Origin of the sequence: Streptomyces sp. CB03234 (assembly GCF_001905885.1) — a bacterium.
GTDB lineage: Bacteria > Actinomycetota > Actinomycetes > Streptomycetales > Streptomycetaceae > Streptomyces.
On record NZ_LIYH01000001.1, the window covers coordinates 349,826 to 366,042 of the forward strand.

At 67.4% G+C, this 16,217-nt stretch carries 16 protein-coding genes and 1 tRNA gene; 11 read left to right on the plus strand and 6 right to left on the minus strand.

All coding sequences use genetic code 11. The features are described from left to right. The 3 genes from AMK26_RS01575 to AMK26_RS01585 all read right to left on the minus strand — a co-directional run bounded on the left by AMK26_RS01575 (position 1) and on the right by AMK26_RS01585 (position 4,236). On the minus strand, positions 1 to 1,599 hold the full coding sequence (locus AMK26_RS01575) for an isocitrate lyase/phosphoenolpyruvate mutase family protein (RefSeq protein WP_073751046.1): 1,599 nt from the start codon (positions 1,597 to 1,599) through the stop codon (positions 1 to 3). 118 nt (positions 1,600 to 1,717) lie between these two features. Then, positions 1,718 to 3,307 carry a DHA2 family efflux MFS transporter permease subunit gene (locus AMK26_RS01580; RefSeq protein WP_073751048.1) on the minus strand — a complete coding sequence of 530 codons (1,590 nt, stop codon included), beginning with the start codon at positions 3,305 to 3,307 and terminating at the stop codon, positions 1,718 to 1,720. Then, the gene (locus tag AMK26_RS01585) at positions 3,304 to 4,236 is read right to left on the minus strand and encodes a sterol desaturase family protein (RefSeq protein ID WP_073751050.1); all 933 of its coding nucleotides are present in this window, start codon (positions 4,234 to 4,236) and stop codon (positions 3,304 to 3,306) included. The genes AMK26_RS01580 and AMK26_RS01585 overlap by 4 nt, the downstream gene beginning before the upstream one ends. Before the next feature lie 381 nt (positions 4,237 to 4,617). Here AMK26_RS01585 and AMK26_RS01590 point away from each other — a divergent pair, with 381 nt between their 5' ends. The 5 genes from AMK26_RS01590 to AMK26_RS01610 all read left to right on the plus strand — a co-directional run bounded on the left by AMK26_RS01590 (position 4,618) and on the right by AMK26_RS01610 (position 8,772). Next, positions 4,618 to 5,808, plus strand: coding sequence for a beta-ketoacyl-[acyl-carrier-protein] synthase family protein (locus AMK26_RS01590; protein WP_073751052.1), 1,191 nt, complete (start codon positions 4,618 to 4,620; stop codon positions 5,806 to 5,808). Between the two features lie 38 nt (positions 5,809 to 5,846). After that, positions 5,847 to 6,806 carry a beta-ketoacyl synthase N-terminal-like domain-containing protein gene (locus tag AMK26_RS01595; RefSeq protein ID WP_158071095.1) on the plus strand — a complete coding sequence of 320 codons (960 nt, stop codon included), beginning with the start codon at positions 5,847 to 5,849 and terminating at the stop codon, positions 6,804 to 6,806. 114 nt (positions 6,807 to 6,920) lie between these two features. Then, complete coding sequence (locus AMK26_RS01600) at positions 6,921 to 7,715, plus strand: SDR family oxidoreductase (protein WP_073751054.1); 795 nt, start codon at positions 6,921 to 6,923, stop codon at positions 7,713 to 7,715. Positions 7,716 to 7,750: 35 nt separating this feature from the next. Beyond that, on the plus strand, positions 7,751 to 8,008 hold the full coding sequence (locus tag AMK26_RS01605; protein WP_073751056.1) for an acyl carrier protein: 258 nt from the start codon (positions 7,751 to 7,753) through the stop codon (positions 8,006 to 8,008). Then, a complete protein-coding gene (locus AMK26_RS01610; protein ID WP_073751058.1) occupies positions 8,008 to 8,772 on the plus strand; it encodes an SDR family oxidoreductase in 765 nt (254 codons plus the stop codon). Before AMK26_RS01605 ends, AMK26_RS01610 begins: the two co-directional genes overlap by 1 nt. A gap of 75 nt (positions 8,773 to 8,847) precedes the next feature. Here the strand turns inward: AMK26_RS01610 and AMK26_RS01615 are convergent, their stop codons facing one another. Beyond that, positions 8,848 to 9,522 carry a lysophospholipid acyltransferase family protein gene (locus tag AMK26_RS01615; protein WP_073751060.1) on the minus strand — a complete coding sequence of 225 codons (675 nt, stop codon included), beginning with the start codon at positions 9,520 to 9,522 and terminating at the stop codon, positions 8,848 to 8,850. Between the two features lie 233 nt (positions 9,523 to 9,755). Here AMK26_RS01615 and AMK26_RS01620 point away from each other — a divergent pair, with 233 nt between their 5' ends. The 6 genes from AMK26_RS01620 to AMK26_RS01645 all read left to right on the plus strand — a co-directional run bounded on the left by AMK26_RS01620 (position 9,756) and on the right by AMK26_RS01645 (position 15,298). After that, positions 9,756 to 10,016, plus strand: a complete 261-nt coding sequence (locus tag AMK26_RS01620; RefSeq protein ID WP_073751062.1) for an acyl carrier protein — start codon at positions 9,756 to 9,758, stop codon at positions 10,014 to 10,016. A 4-nt stretch (positions 10,017 to 10,020) separates the two neighbouring features. Next, complete coding sequence (locus AMK26_RS01625; RefSeq protein ID WP_073751064.1) at positions 10,021 to 11,229, plus strand: beta-ketoacyl-[acyl-carrier-protein] synthase family protein; 1,209 nt, start codon at positions 10,021 to 10,023, stop codon at positions 11,227 to 11,229. Then, positions 11,229 to 12,356, plus strand: coding sequence for a beta-ketoacyl synthase N-terminal-like domain-containing protein (locus tag AMK26_RS01630; protein WP_073751066.1), 1,128 nt, complete (start codon positions 11,229 to 11,231; stop codon positions 12,354 to 12,356). Before AMK26_RS01625 ends, AMK26_RS01630 begins: the two co-directional genes overlap by 1 nt. Positions 12,357 to 12,453: 97 nt before the next feature. Continuing rightward, positions 12,454 to 13,209: an alpha/beta fold hydrolase gene (locus tag AMK26_RS01635; RefSeq protein WP_158071096.1), complete on the plus strand. Its 756-nt coding sequence runs from the start codon at positions 12,454 to 12,456 to the stop codon at positions 13,207 to 13,209. After that, positions 13,206 to 13,949 carry a DsbA family protein gene (locus AMK26_RS01640; protein ID WP_198943970.1) on the plus strand — a complete coding sequence of 248 codons (744 nt, stop codon included), beginning with the start codon at positions 13,206 to 13,208 and terminating at the stop codon, positions 13,947 to 13,949. The genes AMK26_RS01635 and AMK26_RS01640 overlap by 4 nt, the downstream gene beginning before the upstream one ends. Positions 13,950 to 14,302: 353 nt before the next feature. Then, positions 14,303 to 15,298: a beta-ketoacyl-ACP synthase III gene (locus AMK26_RS01645; RefSeq protein ID WP_241837766.1), complete on the plus strand. Its 996-nt coding sequence runs from the start codon at positions 14,303 to 14,305 to the stop codon at positions 15,296 to 15,298. A gap of 270 nt (positions 15,299 to 15,568) precedes the next feature. Here the strand turns inward: AMK26_RS01645 and AMK26_RS36870 are convergent, their stop codons facing one another. Further along, entirely contained in the window at positions 15,569 to 15,730 is a 162-nt protein-coding gene (locus AMK26_RS36870; RefSeq protein ID WP_158071097.1) for a hypothetical protein, read from the minus strand. 310 nt (positions 15,731 to 16,040) lie between these two features. Further along, positions 16,041 to 16,116 (minus strand) — tRNA-Arg (locus tag AMK26_RS01655). Positions 16,117 to 16,217 lie beyond the last annotated feature (101 nt).

Here is a 16,217-nt window from a genome sequence, read left to right on the forward strand (position 1 = left end):
TCAACGGACACCGCCCTGACCGGTGAGCAGTCCGACGGCGTGTTCGGCATCGGCCGCAGTGCGCAGCTCCATCCACCCGGAACCGATCTCGACAGCGCCCACCCTGTGGCCACCCTCGAACAGGTCGACCAGCAGGTCGGCAAGAGTGGCAGAGCTGCCATTGGCGCGGCGCTTGTCTGCGGCCTCTCGCAGTGCAGCGAAGCCCTGCGGGGAAAAGACGGCGGCGCCGGCGAACTCACCGTCGGCACCCTGCCCCCCGACACCGGCCACCTGGCTGCCGTTTCCGCGGGAGAGCCTGCGGCCGTCATAGACGGAGGAGTCGAGGTGCAGAGGCAGGGCATCGGCGCGGTGGCTTCCGCCGGCAGACACGTCGACGAGGACGGTCACGTCGCCCCTGGCGGCGAGCAACCGCATCAGCGGCTCGCTCTGAACGTACGCGTCGGAGGAGAGCAGCAGAGTGGTACTCAGCTGGGCGGGCGGCAGTTCGAGCACGGCACCGGCGGCGTCTGTGTGCGCGGCGAGCACCATCGCGTCCTGCGGGCGCTGCGCGGGGGCGTCCGCGGACGTGGCAACGGACACTGATTCGATGCCCGCGCGGCGCAGCGCCGCGTTCTGGTGGTCGAGGAGTACCGCTGCATGTGCGGAGGGCTCCTCGGCTCCCGGCACGACAGCGGCGCGCGCCCGACTTTCGAAGGGAGTGATGAACTCGGCCTCGTTGCGCTTCTGCGCAGCCATCCCCTGCAAGTCGAAGACGGTCGCCAGCGGAGCGATGCTGTCCTCGATACCGGTGGTGCGGTCGTCCCGGAGGATCGCCTGGAAGGTGTCGCTGACGGCGGTGATCCCGGCGCGAAGGCCGTGGTTCGCGTAGATCACCAACTTGGCGCCCGCTTCACCCAGCTCGGTCGCCGTGATCGTGTGGTACGTCGTGGGGACGACCACCACGGGCGTGGGCAACTGCCAATCCCGCAGAAACTGCAGGATAGGTTCAGGGGAATCACACTTGGCGTGAATGAGCACAGCGTCGGCTCCGGCCCGTGCGTACGCCTCGCCACGGCGCAGTGCCTCGTCCATGCCCCAGCCCGCGATGAGCGCCTCGATGCGGGCGATGACCATGAGGCCGGGGTGGCGCTGGGCTTCCTTGGCAGCCGCAAGCTTTCCGCAGAACTCGCCGATCGGTGCCAGTTCCTGACGGCCCGGTATGAAGCTGTTGACCTTGGGGAATCGCTTGTCCTCGATGGACACCGCGGCGATGCCCGCCGCCTCGTAGCGGCGGATCATGTTCATCACGTTGTGGGCGTTGCCGTAACCCGCGTCGCAGTCGGCGATGACGGGCACATCGACAGCGGCGGCCATGGAGGACGCCACGCCCAGCAGTTCACTCATTGTGAGGATGTCGGTGTCGGGGACGCCCTGCGAGGCGGAAACCTCCAGGCCACTGGACCAGACACCGTCGAAACCGGCGCGTTCGGCGAGCCGGGCACCGAGCGGGTTGTGCGCGCCGGCGATGCGTACCACGCCGGGCTGTGCGAACAGTTCACGCAGACGGTCCGCCGCGGTGCGGGCGCTCGCCGGACTTGCTTCTGTCGTCGCGGCACTCATGCCGATTCTCCTAGTGCGTGAGGGGCGGCACAGCGTCGTTGGGGCAGCCCACTTGGTGTGGTTGATGAAAGGAAAGAAAGGTTTGAGGTGCGGACGGCCGAGGACTCAGGCTGCCCGGTCACTGATGCTTCGCGGTTTTCCCGGGGCCGATAGCGAGGCCGGCCAGGGCCCCAGCGGCGGCCACGGCCGCCGTCGCCAGCAGCGCGTACTGCATGCCTTCCAGGAAAACCGACTGGCTCACCCGGGCCAGGAGTTCCTGCGCGGCCACAGGCAGGCCGAGGTCGGGAGACAGGCCGACGTCGGCCTTGCGAGCAGCCGCGTCGGCCTGCTCCGGAGTCAGGGCGAGACCGTTGGCGGCGAGCCGTTCGGCCAGCACCGATGTGGTGTGCGCGGCGATGACCGTGCCGGCGGTGGCGACACCCAGGCTGCCGCCGATCTGCATGGCGGTCTGTTGCATGCCGCCCGCGACGCCGGACAGCTCCACGGGTGCGCTACTCATGACGAGTTTGGTGCCGCCAACCATGACGGGGCTGAAGCCGATGCCCAAGAGGAAAAAGAAAAGTGTCATCTCCAAGGTGCTTGTCCCGGCGTTTAGTTGAGACAGCGTTCCCACTGCGGCAGCGATGACACCGAGCCCCAGTACGACAGGCGTGCGCGGGCCCGAATGGCTGATCCACATGGCGGCCGGGGGCGCGCCGACAATCATCAGGAGGGTCAACGCGAGTACGCGAACACCCGACTGGGCGGGTGTCAGGCTGAGGACGTTCTGCAGATAGAACACAAGCACGAAGGGGGTCGCGACCATGACGAAGCCCATGACGACCATCGTGAAGACCCCGACGGAAAACCGTATCGACCGGAAGATGCGCAGCGGCACCAGTGGGTCCACCGCGCGTCCCTGCCACCAGACGAATCCAGCGAAGAGCACGGCGGAGGCTATCAGCGCGAATAGCGGAACGCTGTCCGCCCAGCCCCTATGCGGGACTTCAGTCAAACCCCAGACGAGCGAGCAGAGAGCGCTCGCGAGGACCACCATGCCGGTTACGTCGAACCGGCAGACGGCACCATTGACGCGGACATCGCGCAGCACGGTGAGCCCGAGCACCAACGCGATCACGCCGAGCGGCACGTTCAGGAAGAACACCCAGCTCCAGTCGGCGTGTTCGACGATGAGGCCGCCGACCACCGGGCCCGCCGCTGTCGAGGCGGCGATGACGGCGCTGCGCACGGCGATCGGCATGTTGAGGCGCTCAGCCGGGAAGGCGCTGCGCAGCAGGCCTAGTGTGGCCGGCTGCATGAGCGCCCCGAAGGCGCCCTGGACGATGCGCAGACCGACGACCCAGCCCAGGCTCTCCGACAGACCGATGGCCACCGACGCCGCAGTGAACCCCGTAACGCCAATGAGGAAGACTCTGCGGTGGCCGAAGCGGTCACCGACCTTGCCCGCTGTGATGAGCAGCGCGGCGACGGTCAGGAGATAGCCGTTGGTCACCCACTGGATGCCGGTCAGGTCGGCCCCCAAGTCGCTCTGCATCGCGGGCTGGGCGACAGCGACGATCATCCCGTCCAGCGAGACCATCATCGCGCCGACAGACAGAGTGACCAGGGTTAGCCACGCGTGTCCGCGCACGCCCCTCCGGGCTGATCCGACGGGCTGCCGTTCAGCCGGCCGATCACGGCGCGGCCTCGACTGGCTCTCCTGAGTCATGCGAGAACTTCACTGGTCCTTCCGGCGCCGGCATCCGGCTGCCCGGAGCCATCACCGTGCTGCTCGCGGTTCCGCTCCTCGGCGGGCTTCCAGCCGGGCGGGCCAAAGACGTAGCCGAGCTTGTGCCTCAGAGTGCGGGCCTGGCGCACGTCGCGGAACATGTTGACGAACTCGTGTACCTGTACATGCCAGATGTTGTAGCTGTTGATCTGTTTGGTGAGGCCGTACGTCGGGCGCCGCAACTCGGGCTGGAAGGTACCGAAGATGCGGTCCCAGATGATCAGAATGCTGCCGAAGTTCTTGTCGATGTACTCCGGTTCGATGCCGTGGTGCACTCGATGGTGGGACGGCGTGACGAAGATGTACTCGACGAAGCGGGGCAGCTTGTCAATTTTCTCCGTGTGGGCGAACAGCCCGTACAGCAGATGGATCGAGTGCATGGAGAAAACGAGGGCGGGGTGTACGCCGAGGAGGGGCAGCGGCAACCAGATCGCCTTCTCGAACCACTGGGCCCACTTGCGGCGCAGGGCTGTCGAGAGGTTGAAGTACTGGCTGGAGTGGTGAACCTGGTGTCCCGCCCAGATCAGCCGGATCGCGTGGGCGGCCCGATGGTAGATGTAGAGCAGTATCTCGACGGCAAAGAAGACGAAGACCAGGGTCGCCCAATGCGTCGAGGGTAGGTGCCACGGGGCGACGTACTCGTAGACGAGCAGGTACAGAGCAAGTGCCAGGGTACGCAGCAGGGTGGAGGAGACCAGTGCGCCGAGACCGGTGAGGATGCTCGTCCGGTGGTCCCGGAGGTCGTACCCCGTCTGCTCCTCGTCGTCACTGAACTTCATCGCCACCAGCTCAATGACGATCAGCAGCGCCATCGCGGGAAGGGCGTAGACCGCCGGGTCGTGCAGTCGGTCCATCACCGTGTCGAGCATCGGTAACTACTCCTCTGATTCATGTACCCCTACCGGATGTGTCCCGCGGCTTTATGGAAACGACGCCGGGTGCCGTCCTGTTGTCACTCGGAACCCTAATTCAACTTCCCTAAAATGCACCTTAAGGATTGCCTTCCTGTTGATTATTACGGCCGTCTTCAAGGTGCTTCAGCCGCTGATCAGCGGCCCCTTACCGGGTGTTAAGCAGAGTTTTAGTGGCGCTCCGGTATGCTCACGCTGACTTGGCTGCATGGCGCGTATCGCGATTGCGTAGCGCATGGGAACCGAACTCCGGCCGTATTCATCTTCGCGGTGATCGGAACTCGGCCCTGCGCCGATCGTCTCCGCCTCCGACAGCTGCCCCATGAGAGGGAGCCGACCATGCACTCCCCTGACCCCCTGGACGTCCTGGTGACCGGTGTCGGCGCCGTCAGCTGCCTGGGGCTGGGCACCGACGAGCTCTGGGCCGGACTCAAGGCGGCCGACAGTCGTCCGACGCCCGTGCCCGGACTGATCGAACGGATCCCCGATGCCCTGGCTTACCAGGTGACGGGAGTGGGTTCGTGGTCGGCGGACGCCACTGAGCGGCAGGCCCGCGCTACGGAGTTTGCGCTGCATGCCGCCCGCGAAGCAGTCGCCGACGCGGGTCTGACCGACGTGGAGATCGAGGACATGGCCGTGGTGATCGGCACGGCAGGCGGTGCAACCGGGGAACGCGACGTGGACCTTGGGCGGGACACCGGATCCAGCAGGGCGGGTGACTGGTCACCCATGTTCGCCGTCTCCTCGGTGGTGTCCGGCGAATTCGGCGCATTCGGCACCAACCTCAGCGTGAGCAATGCCTGCGCTGCCAGCGGCTACGCCCTGACCATGGCCATGGGTATGGTGCGGCGGGGCGAGGCGGACACGGTGTTGGTCGGTGGGGCGGATGCGCTGGGCACGGTGCCGTTGTCCAGCTTCAGCAGGCTCGGCGCCAACGACCCCAAGGTATGTCGACCGTTCGACGAGAACCGCCGCGGCACCGTGTTCGGCGAAGGCGCGGCGATGCTCGTCGTCCAGTCCGCGCGGACCGCGGGTGGCCGCCGCCGCTACGGCCGGCTACGTGGCAGCGCCTGGAGTTGCGACGCCTACCACCCCACCGCACCGGATCCAGCCGGTGAGCAGCTGGTGCGGGTGGCGCGGGAGGCACTGCGCGAGGCTCGGATCGCACCTGAGGACATCGGTCTGGTCATCCCACACGGCACTGGGACCGAGCAGAACGACGGGCTGGAGTCCCGCGTCCTGCGCGAGGTGCTCGAAGAGCACCTCGACACGGTGCCGCTGTTCAGCCTCAAGGCCTTCACCGGCCACAGTGCGGGTGCAGCAGCAGCGTTCGCGGCGGTCTGCGCCGCGCTGATCGCCCGGCACGGGGAGGCGCCGGCGAACGTGCCGCTCGAACAACAAGACACCGGATGCGACGTGTGGTTGCCGCAGAACGGACCGACCTCGGTGCCTGGAGTGAACACGCTGATCAACGCCTACGGATTCGGCGGAAGCAACTTCTCGATGGTGTTCGAAGGGGAAGCGCTGTGACAGCCCGGACCATGGTGGCTGAGGCCACCATCGCAGGTGTGGGACTCGTGGTGCCGCCCGCCGGTCTCGCGCGCGGCGCGACCTGGTTCGACTACCGTTCCCAGCTCGGCCCGCGCGGCTACAAGTACCTTCCCGATGCCTGCCAGTATCTGCTGGCCGCCGCTCGCGAGGCCACGAGCTCTCCCAATGGCGAGAACCCGACGGAACTCTTCGCCGAGGAGCGACGAGCTGCCGTGGTGGGCACGAACAGCGCCGTGGCGGCCCTGCACGCAGAGATCGAGGAGACCGTACGGCAGGACGGGATCCGTCTGCTCAGCCCAATGACCACGCCGTTCTTCTCGGTCAACCTCGTCGCGGCGAAGCTGTCCACCGAACATGGGATCAAGGGTTTCAACCTGACGCTGACCTCGCCGCGGGTTGCCGGACTGGAAGCGCTGCACGTGGCAGCGCAGGAGCTGTCGGAAGGACGCAGCGACGTCGCCCTCGCCGGAGCGACCGAGGCAGCCGACCCCCACTCTGGCAGCGCCACGCCCGAAGAAGGGGCAGCGCTGTTCATGCTGCGCCCTCGCGATGCCAGGGCCATGGCGGATGGTGCGCTGCTGCGGACCACGCTGTGCTTCGTGCCGCCCTCCGCACTGGACCGGACGTCCGGCCGCGAGCGCGCCGACCGCGCGGTGCGGGACGCCCTGGAAGCGCTGCACGCCTCCGGCCTGCCCGTTTCGGGTTCGGCCTCTGTGCGGCTGGTCACCGACGGTTCGCCCGTCGCCGCCGCCGTCGAAACCACGGTGCGTGCCTGGTACGGAACCCAGGTTTCCGTGGCAACGGAGCTGCCGGAGCCACGGGCGGGGGCGTTGGCGCCGATGGAACTGCTTGCCCGCGCGTTGCGCACGGACGGCCCCGGCACGCACGTGGTGGTCGTCGCCGGCCACCAGGGCAACGCCGCTCTCGCGCTGGTATCGGCACCAGACACCGTGGACGAGACCGTCCCACGGACGTGAACTTCTATAGACGTACGGCGCATCCGGAGTGCGCACGCCACGCACCCACAGAGAAGTGCGTACCCGTAAGACGGACCCCGAGCACGGAACACGTGCACAAACCAAGAGGTAGAAATGCTGTCATCTGTCAAGGGAACGTGGTGCCTGATCCTTGGCGCCTCCAGCGGTATGGGCAAGGCCACCGCCCTGGCCATGGCCCGCCAGGGCGCGAACATCTTCGGGGTCCACTTCAGCACAGCCGCCCACGAGGACGAAGTCAACGAGCTGGTCGCGGAGCTGCGTGACGCCGGCGTCCAGGTCTCCTTTCACAACTGCAACGCGGCCAGCGCGCAGACCCGCGCCGAGCTCGTCGCCGAAATCGCCAAGTTGACGGGCGGGCAGGGCGTGCGAGTGTTGCTGCACTCGCTGGCCTTTGGCAGCTTGCTCCCGCTCATCCCGCAGGAGGGGCAGCCTGACGTGATCACGCAGCGCCAGATGAACATGACCGCCGACGTGATGGGGCACAGCCTTGTCTACTGGGTCCGTGACCTGTACGTGGCGGGGTTGCTCACTCAGGGCGCCAGCGTCTTTGCTCTGACCAGCCGCGGTGACGAGCACGCCATGCCGAGCTATGGTGCCGTCGCCGCCGCCAAGGCCGCGCTCGGTGCCCATGTGCGCCAACTGGCCGTGGAACTTGCTCCTGCGGGCATCTCGGTCAACGCCCTGCGAGCCGGCATGACCCCCACCCCGGCCCTGCTGCGCATCCCGGGCAGCGACGATCTCGCCCGGCGAGCCGCCGAGGGCAACCCACACGGCCGGACGACGACGCCCGAGGACGTCGCCGAGGCGATCGTGATGCTCTCCGCCAGCGACTCGTCATGGCTGACCGGCAACACCATCGCCGTGGACGGCGGCGAAGGACTCGTCTGATTCAGACGACCACACCGACACAACGGAGGAAAAACATGCCGCAGACACCGCCGGCTCTGGACCTTGAGGACCTTCGCAGGACCATCGCCGAGGTCATCGACGTCGACGTGGACGAAGTGACCCACACCGCTGACTTCAAGGAGGACCTTGACGTCGACTCTCTCCTTGCGATGGAAATCCTGGTGACGCTGGAACGCAAGTACCAGGTGAAGGTCAATGAATCGAACCTACAGGACGTGCGATCCCTCGAGTCCGTCTTCGATCTGCTCGCCGAGAAGGTCGTGGCAGTGTGATGACCCAGGCCGACAGCAACGCCGCAAAGGACCGCAGGGTCGCGCTCGTCACCGGAGGGTCGCGCGGCATTGGTCGCGCGGTGGTGGAGCGTCTGCTCGCCGACGGGTACGACGTCAGCTACTGCTACCGCCGACGTCCGGAAGACGCAGACGTGATCGAGCGGCTCGCGGAGAAGCACGGCGGCCGCGTGTTCGAGGCTGTGGTGGACGTGACCGACGCGCAGGCCATGGCGGACTTCGTAGCCGTGAGTCAGAAGGAACTCGGCTCACTGGCTGCAGTGGTGACCAGCGCGGGCATCGTCAGTGATGCCCCGCTGGCGACCATGAGCCCCGATGCCTGGCACAGCGTCATCGACACCAACCTCACCGGCACCTACAACGCCTGCCGGGCGGCGGTCTTCCCTCTGATCAAGCAGCAGGGCGGTGCCATCGTGAACATCTCCTCGGTGACGGGGGTGCACGGCAACGCCACGCAGTCCAACTACGCGGCGTCGAAGGCCGGAATCATCGGCTTCACCAAGTCGCTGGCCAAGGAGGTTGCCCGGTTCGGCATCCGTGCCAATGTCGTGGCGCCCGGTCTCATCGCCACCGACATGACCGACGGCATGACTGAGAAGGCGCGGACCAAGGTGCTCCGGCAGATCCCGCTGGGTCGGGCGGGTACGGCCGCCGAGGTCGCCGATGCTGTCGCCTTCCTCGTCTCGGAGCAGTCCGCGTACATCACGGGCCAGGTGCTCCAAATCGACGGTGGCATCAGCGGCTGAGCCGGCCGGTCGCGCCGTCGCCGGCGGCCGGAGACGGTGAGGGGGCTCTTCCCTCGGAGGAGGAGCCTTGTTCCGTCAGGCGAGTCGGCTCTTCGCGGTATCCGCGTAGATACCGGCGTACTCCTGTCCGGTGAGTGCCCCGATCTCCTGGACGATCCGGTCGGTCACCTGCCGCCGCACCTTGCGATCGGACTCGCGGCCATGGTGCTCGGTGAAGTGCAAGGGCTTGCCGTACCAGACGTCGAACCTGGCGACGTACAGTCGCTTGGCCCCCTTGGGATGGACCCGCTCCGTACCCAGCACGCCGCACGGGATGACCGGCACGCCGCTGCGCAGTGCCAGCCAGGCGGTACCGGTGTTCCCCTTGTACAAGCGGCCGTCGGGCGACCGGGTGCCCTCGATGTGGATGCCCAGACCGTGTCCGTGGTCGAGGAGGCGAAGGGACGTCTCGAGACCCGTCATCGTCGTCGAACCGCTTCCGCTGTCCACCGACACCATTCCGACGCCTCGGAAGAACAGCCCCTGGATCTTACCCTTCAGACCGGGCTGTTCCAGCCAGCCCTGCTTTCCGACGAAGTACATGCGCCGGGGCGCGAGCAGTGAGATGAAGATGGAGTCGAAGAACGAAAGATGATTAGCCGCGACAATGAACGGCCCGCTGTTGGGTATGTTGCCGACCCCTCGTACGCGAGGGCGAAGAATGACCCTCAACGGAATGATGAAAAGCCACCTCAGTAGCGTCCACAGCATGCTCGAGACCTGTCTTCCTGTCGGCACGGGAGGGGGGCTGGGGTGCCTCCCTCAAAAGCTTTCGTGGCGAATCCTGGATCTTATGGGATGCAATCACAAGACGCCTTAAGGCCGGGCAGCAGTCAGATGAAAGTCACGCTTTAGCGGATGGTTAGCGACATGCCGGTACGCTGCTTTTCGCACATTGTTCTGCCACCCGATAACTCATCGATGATTGCCAATTGGAGGCTGACATGTCCCAGACCCTGCAGGTGCAGCGTCTCGAGGAACTCCGGGAGCTTGCTGCGGCGGCCCTGGAGATTGAGCCCGAGGACCTGGGCGACGACGACCTGTTCATTGAGGAACACGACGGTGACTCGCTGCGCGCCATTGAGCTGCTGGCCCGCATCGAGAAGAAGTACAAGATCGAGATTCCGCAGTCCGAGCTGCCGAACATGACGAGCCTCACCGCCGTCTACAAGGTTGTCGCCCACGTCGCGAACTGGCAGGACTGAGCACGTGGACCGGCGCGTTGTCATCACCGGGCTCGGACCGGTTACCAGTATCGGGATCGGGATCGCCGCCTTCGGCGCTGGGCTGCGCGCCGGGCAGAGCGGAATCTCGCCCATTTCCAGTTTTGACACCACCGGCTTCCCGCACACCATGGCGGGGGAGGTGCGGGGCTTCGAGCCCGGGTCGATCCTGAAGCGGCTCGACCCCGTTGAGTGGGGGCAGAGCAGCCTGTTCGCTGCGGCTGCCGCCCGGCTTGCCGTTGAGGACGCCGGAATCGACCCCGAGCTGATCGCCGGCCCCCGGTCCGGTGCCAGTGTGGGCACCTGCACCGGCGAAGCCCTCAGCGTCCAGCACTTGACGGAGGACTGGGTACGAGACGGCTTCGACGACCTGTCCGGCGCGGAGTTCGCTCTGATCCCGGCGTCTCGTATCGGCGCGGCCGTCAACCGTGAGCTCGGTTTCACTGGCGACGCCATGATGCTTTCGGCTGCCTGTTCGGCGAGCAACTACACCATCGGTAACGCCTACGACATGATCGCGGGCGGCGAGCTCGACTACGTGATCGCGGGCGGCGCGGACTCCATCGTGCGGTGGGGCCACGCGGGCTTCTACCGCTGCGGGCTGATGGCGCAGAATGCCTGCTCCCCCTTCGACCGGGACCGCACCGGAGTGCTGGCCGGTGAGGGAGCGGCAGCGCTGTTCTTGGAGACCCTGGACTCGGCGCGGGAGCGCGGCGCCAGGATCTACGCCGAAGTGCTCGGCTACGGCCTCAGCTGCGATGCCCGTCACCCAGTGGCACCGGACGCCGAGGGCATCGCCCGCTGCATCCGCCGTGCACACGATAACGCCGGGATCTCCCCGTCCGACGTGGACTACATCTGTGCCCATGGCACGGGAACTCCGGCCAACGACCTCACGGAGACCCACGCGGTGCGGGATGTGTTCGGCGCGACCCCGCCGCCGATGAGCTCCATCAAGTCGATGCTGGGCCACACCATGGGCGCGGCAAGTGGTCTCGGTGCCATCGCGTCCGTACTCGGCATCAAGGAAGGGTTCATGCCCCCCACCATCAACTACAGCACCCCTGACCCGAAGCTGGGGGGCATCGACCCGGTGCCGAACACCGCGCGCCCCGCCCAGCTGCGAATCGTGCAGAACAACGGGTTTGCATTCGGCGGAAACAACGCGGTTACCGTGTTCGGAGAGGTCACCTGATGCCGACCACACTCGCTGTCACGGGCTGGGGAGTTCTGTCCCCCTTGGGGGCAGGCGCGGACGAGTTCACCCGCGCCGTGGCCGATCGTAAGAGTGGGCTTGCCGATGTGAGCGGAATGTTCGATGAGCCGCTGCCGCAGCCGACGGCCCATGCGATCGCGGACTTCGACGTACGGGACCACCTGGGCCGGAAGCGGACCGGCAGCCTGGACCGCAGCACTGCGTTCGCCGTGACGGCGTCCGGTCTGGCGCTGGCCGACGCGGGCCTCGTCGTGGACGAGGGCAACCGCGACGAGGTCGGCGTGGTGCTGGGCACCACGTTGGGCAGCCTCCGCGCAACTGCAGAGTTTGACCGGGAGACGCTGGTCAACGATCGCCCGTACATGGTGGAGCCGCTGCTCTTCCCCAACGCTGTGATGAACTGCGCGGCCAGCCGGTGCGCCATCTGGCACCACCTGACAGGAGTCAATTGCACCATCCCGGCAGGGGAGTTGGCAGCCGTGTCGGTACTTCGCTATGGCCGCACCCTGATCGGCCGAGGCCACGCCGACACCCTGTTGCTCGGCGCGACCGAGGAGTTCAGCGCGCACCGCGCCTGGGGAGACCACTACGTGCACTCCGATGACCCGTCCCGGGCTCCGCTCGGCGAGGCGGCAGTGGTGCTGGTCGCCGAGGATGCGGCAGCTGCCAGGGCGGCTGGCAGGCCGATGGATGCGGAGATCCTGTCCGCCGAGTTCGGCCAGTACGAACCGGACGGCCCCGGTCCCGCGACGGGCTTGGCCGAGCGGATCCGGGCCGCACTGAGCGGGGCAGGTGTCACCCCGGACCAGGTCACGGTTGCATCGACCAGCGAGGGCGGCATCGCCCGCCTGGATGAAATTGAACAAGCCGCCCTCCAGGATGTGTTCGGCCTCGGCAGCCCTCAGAGACTGCGGGCAAAGGAGTTCGCCGGGGAATGCGGAGGCGCCTCCGGCATGGTTCAAATCGCTGCCGTTCTTGCCCGGCACCGCGCCGACTCGCAGCACGACGGCGAGGTGTCCCTGGTGACGTCTGTTTCGCCGGACGGAGCGGTCGGCGCGGTGGTACTGCGTGGCTGGAGCAGGAAGGGAAGCAACGGTGGCAAGTAAGCGCACGCCTCCGCAAGACGCCTCAGAGGCGGCCGCCAGGGAGGTGGGCGCGCATCGGGCGGGGGTCCGCGTCTTGGCCGACGGTAAGGGACCGCTGGTGGTCGCGGTGCACGGGGCCGAGGGTGGTTGGCGTGAGTGGCAGCCGCTGGCTCGGGAGTTGGCAGCCCGGGATTACCGGGTGGTCGCTCTTGACCTGCCGTGGCGCGCCGGCAACGACTACGGCTGGTGTGCCGCAGGGACGCCCGGAACGTGGCTGCGCGACGCTGTAGAGCTGCTCGACGCGCCCGTTCACTCGCTGCTCGGCCACTCGCTGGGCGCGAACGCGGTCTTGGAGCTGTTGTGCACACCGGACGTACCGGTCCCGGCGATGGCCATGCTGTTCGCCCCGTTCTACCGCCCGGCCGAGGACACGGTGGATGACGCGTTGGAGAGGGAGTTCAACGTGGCGTTCCGGTTCGCGGTCGCCGACGGCATCCGCATCTCCCTCGGCACCCGCTATGACGGCATGGACGAGACCCTCTTCGAGTCGATCGTGGATACCGCGCTCGGCCGGATCGGTCCGGCAGGTATCCACGCGCTGTACCTGCGGTTCGCTGCCACCGGCACCTTCCCCGTGTCCGCGGTGCGCACGCCGACCCGGGTGCTGGTCGGCGTGAACGACCCAGCGCTCATCGCGCGACGGAGGACGGCACTGTCCCTGGCGATGCCGGCAGCGGTGGTGTCGCACCACCCCGGCTACGGCCACTGCTTCCACGTCAGCCACGCGGCTGAGGTGGCAGCCGAGTTCACCGATTTCCTGGCCGGCGCAGTGGCCGGCTCCGGCACCCTTGCCGGTTCACGGAGGAGTGCATGAGTATGCGCAGGCGTCCTCGGCTGTACTTCAGCCTTCGCAGCCCGTACAGCTGGATGGCGGTGGACCAGCTGGAGCGGCGCTTCCCGCTGGCCACCGAGCTGATCGACTACTACCCCTTCTGGGAGCCCGAACAGCGGCTCCTCCAGGCGCTCCGCGACCGCGGCGCCGAGGTGCTGTACTCGCCCATGAGTAAGGCGAAGCACCTCTACATGCTGGGGGATGTCAAGCGGACGGCGGCCCGGTTCGGCTATCCGCTGGCGTGGCCGGTCGATCAGCTCGGCCAGGAGTGGGAACTGCCGCACCTTGCCTGGCTGGCGGCCCGTCGCCGAGGTGAGGAACTCGTCTTGTACCGGGCGCTCGTCGAGGCTCGCTGGCACCGCGGAGAACGTATCTACGACGAGGACATCTTCATCAGGACCGCCGATGCGGCGGGGCTCGACGGTGCCGCACTGCGGGCTGCCGAATTCGACCCGGACATCCGGGCTGAGGCGGTAGAAGTCCTCGAGGCAGCGTGGGAGGACGACGTTTTCGGTTTCCCTTACTTCCGCATCGGCCGGGAACGGCTTTGGGGCCTTGACCGGCTCGACGAGTTCGTCACGGCGTTGGAGACCGAATTCGGCAAAGTTTCCAACCCCGAGGCCGCGTTGGCCGTCGAGACCGATCCGCTGGATGGCCTGCCGACCCAGCTGAGCAGTCAGATCGGTGCGTACGATTGGGACACAGCGGGCGGCTGCGGCTGATCCTCGTGGTCGATTCCGCGGTGTGCCGGACAGCTCGGCTCCCGGGACACCGCACCTCAAAAAGGGGATTCCCAGGCGCTGCTGCGCTGGGGAGGTGCGGACGACGTGACGGGACGCCTCGGCATTCGCCCGCGTGAGAGCAAGCCACGGACGGTGCACTCCGTGTGCATCGAACGCACGACGTCGCTCACCTTTGAAGCCTGCTGCTCAGTGACGCAGCGGATGACCACGTCGCCCGGACAGCGTCTGCCCAACAGGCCCGAGTGCTACTCCCGTACAAGGCGTGTCACCCGACGCCCCCTGGGTGGCCCATACGGCGAATGACCCGGTTCATTCCACGAAGAAAGAAAGACATGGACGGCATGAACAACCCGGGCAGGCGGCTGCGCTCGGTCAGCGGTTCCCCGCACACCCGGCTGCTCGGCCTGGGCAGCGCCCTGCCCGACCGGGTGGTGTCCAATCACGACCTGGCATCTGTGCTCGACACCAGCGACGAATGGATCCGGTCCAGGGTCGGCATCACTCATCGTCGGTACGCCGGCCCGGAGATTTCGGTGGCGGACCTCGCCGTAGAGGCAGGTGGCAAGGCCTTGGCCGATGCGGGGGTCGATCCGTCCGGTGTGGACACTGTGATCGTGGCTACCTGCACCATGCCCGCCCCAATCCCGAACGCCGCCGCACAGGTAGCAGACCGGATCGGTATCCGCGCCAGCGGGGCGTTCGACCTCAATGCGGCCTGCGCGGGTTTCTGCTACGCCGTCAACACCGCATCCGACCTTGTGCGCTCGGGCTCAGCGGGCCATGTCCTGGTGATCGGCGCAGAGAAGCTTACCGACTGGGTGAACCCCTCAGACCGCAACACCGCCATCATTTTCGGCGATGGGGCCGGGGCCACCCTCGTCGGCCCGTCCGACGAACCACAGATCGGGCCGGTGGTGTGGGGCAGCGCGGGCGACCGAGTGTCAACCGTCGGCATCTGGGATCGTACGTACCTGGAGCAGGACGGGCTGTCGGTGTACCGGTGGGCGACGGAGACAGCTGCCCCGGTCGCCGCGCGTGCCGTCGAGCGGGCCGGCCTCCGGTTGTCCGACATCGACGCCCTGGTGCCTCACCAGGCCAACCTCCGGATCGTGGATTCCATCGCCAAGCAACTGAAGGCGGACGGGGCACGCTCCGACCTGGTGGTCGCCGACGACATCGCAGAGTCGGGCAACACCTCGTCCGCGTCGATCCCGCTCGCGCTGGACCACATGCGCGCGGCCGGGCGGATCGCCGGCGGAGACATCCTGCTGCTCATCGGATTCGGCGCCGGGCTCAGCTACGCGGCCCAAGTGGTGATTTGCCCCTGACTCTGGGCACCTGCTCATTGCCGAGTGGGCACACCACTTCGTAGCGCCACCTGCACATCCGCCTCGACGGTTCTGGAGACCGGGCGCGCGCAGGAACTCCTCCGCCTCGTCCCCTTCGCCCTGCGCCGGCGCGAGCTTCGCCAGCACGAGCAGGACGTCGGTGGCGCCGAAAGGTGTGTCGCGGTCGGTGCCCAGGCGGAAGCGGCCCTGCTCGGCTCCAGAACGGACCATCGGCCAGTGGCCCAGGCGAGCCGGAGCCGGTGGCCGCCGTCAGATGTCGGGGATGGCTGGCCCGGCGCATACGGCGAGGTCGTCGGCGCGCGCAAGGAAGTCGGTGGCCGCCGCGTGGTGTCCCGGGGAGATCGCGGCGTCCGTGAGATTGACGTAACCGCGCAATAGTCGCTGGCGCTCGCTCGCGGTGACGCCGTCCATGGGAAGCCGGCCGCCGCCTCCCATGCGCGTGCGTCGCCGATCTCCATCAGCGCGCTGGCGCGGTTGACGGCGACCCCCCTGCGCAGGGCGGCATCGCCACGGTCCGGCACGGTGTGCTCGGCCTGCTCCAGCCATCGCAGGTGCTCCTCCAGGCCGCGGCTGCTCCAGTACGGACCGCCCGGGTCGGTTCCACCCGCCCGGTGTCGCTGTTCCCGACCTGCCCCCAAGGGCGCGCAACCACGGGCGCCGCTGACGGACCGAACACGGCGCGCTGACCCGGGGCCATTCCCAGGCAGTGCTGACCACGGGGTGGCGCCCCCGGCAGGACTCGAACCTGCGGCCAAGCGCTTAGAAGGCGCCTGCTCTATCCACTGAGCTACGGGGGCCGGTGGTGGCCTTGTGGCCTGGAGCCCCTGCTGGGTGGTCCGTGACCATGCCGGGGACAAGGATAGGGCTCCGATCACCTTGGCCCGGTCGCTTCACCTGC

Bases quoted from the DNA above. Each gene is read 5' to 3' on its own strand.
- AMK26_RS01575 (WP_073751046.1), bottom strand. From the start codon at position 1,599: ATGAGTGCCGCGACGACAGAAGCAAGTCCGGCGAGCGCCCGCACCGCG.
- AMK26_RS01580 (WP_073751048.1), bottom strand. From the start codon at position 3,307: ATGACTCAGGAGAGCCAGTCGAGGCCGCGCCGTGATCGGCCGGCTGAA.
- AMK26_RS01585 (WP_073751050.1), bottom strand. From the start codon at position 4,236: ATGCTCGACACGGTGATGGACCGACTGCACGACCCGGCGGTCTACGCC.
- AMK26_RS01590 (WP_073751052.1), top strand. From the start codon at position 4,618: ATGCACTCCCCTGACCCCCTGGACGTCCTGGTGACCGGTGTCGGCGCC.
- AMK26_RS01600 (WP_073751054.1), top strand. From the start codon at position 6,921: ATGCTGTCATCTGTCAAGGGAACGTGGTGCCTGATCCTTGGCGCCTCC.
- AMK26_RS01605 (WP_073751056.1), top strand. From the start codon at position 7,751: ATGCCGCAGACACCGCCGGCTCTGGACCTTGAGGACCTTCGCAGGACC.
- AMK26_RS01610 (WP_073751058.1), top strand. From the start codon at position 8,008: ATGACCCAGGCCGACAGCAACGCCGCAAAGGACCGCAGGGTCGCGCTC.
- AMK26_RS01615 (WP_073751060.1), bottom strand. From the start codon at position 9,522: ATGCTGTGGACGCTACTGAGGTGGCTTTTCATCATTCCGTTGAGGGTC.
- AMK26_RS01620 (WP_073751062.1), top strand. From the start codon at position 9,756: ATGTCCCAGACCCTGCAGGTGCAGCGTCTCGAGGAACTCCGGGAGCTT.
- AMK26_RS01630 (WP_073751066.1), top strand. From the start codon at position 11,229: ATGCCGACCACACTCGCTGTCACGGGCTGGGGAGTTCTGTCCCCCTTG.
- AMK26_RS01640 (WP_198943970.1), top strand. From the start codon at position 13,206: ATGAGTATGCGCAGGCGTCCTCGGCTGTACTTCAGCCTTCGCAGCCCG.
- AMK26_RS01645 (WP_241837766.1), top strand. From the start codon at position 14,303: ATGGACGGCATGAACAACCCGGGCAGGCGGCTGCGCTCGGTCAGCGGT.
- AMK26_RS36870 (WP_158071097.1), bottom strand. From the start codon at position 15,730: ATGGACGGCGTCACCGCGAGCGAGCGCCAGCGACTATTGCGCGGTTAC.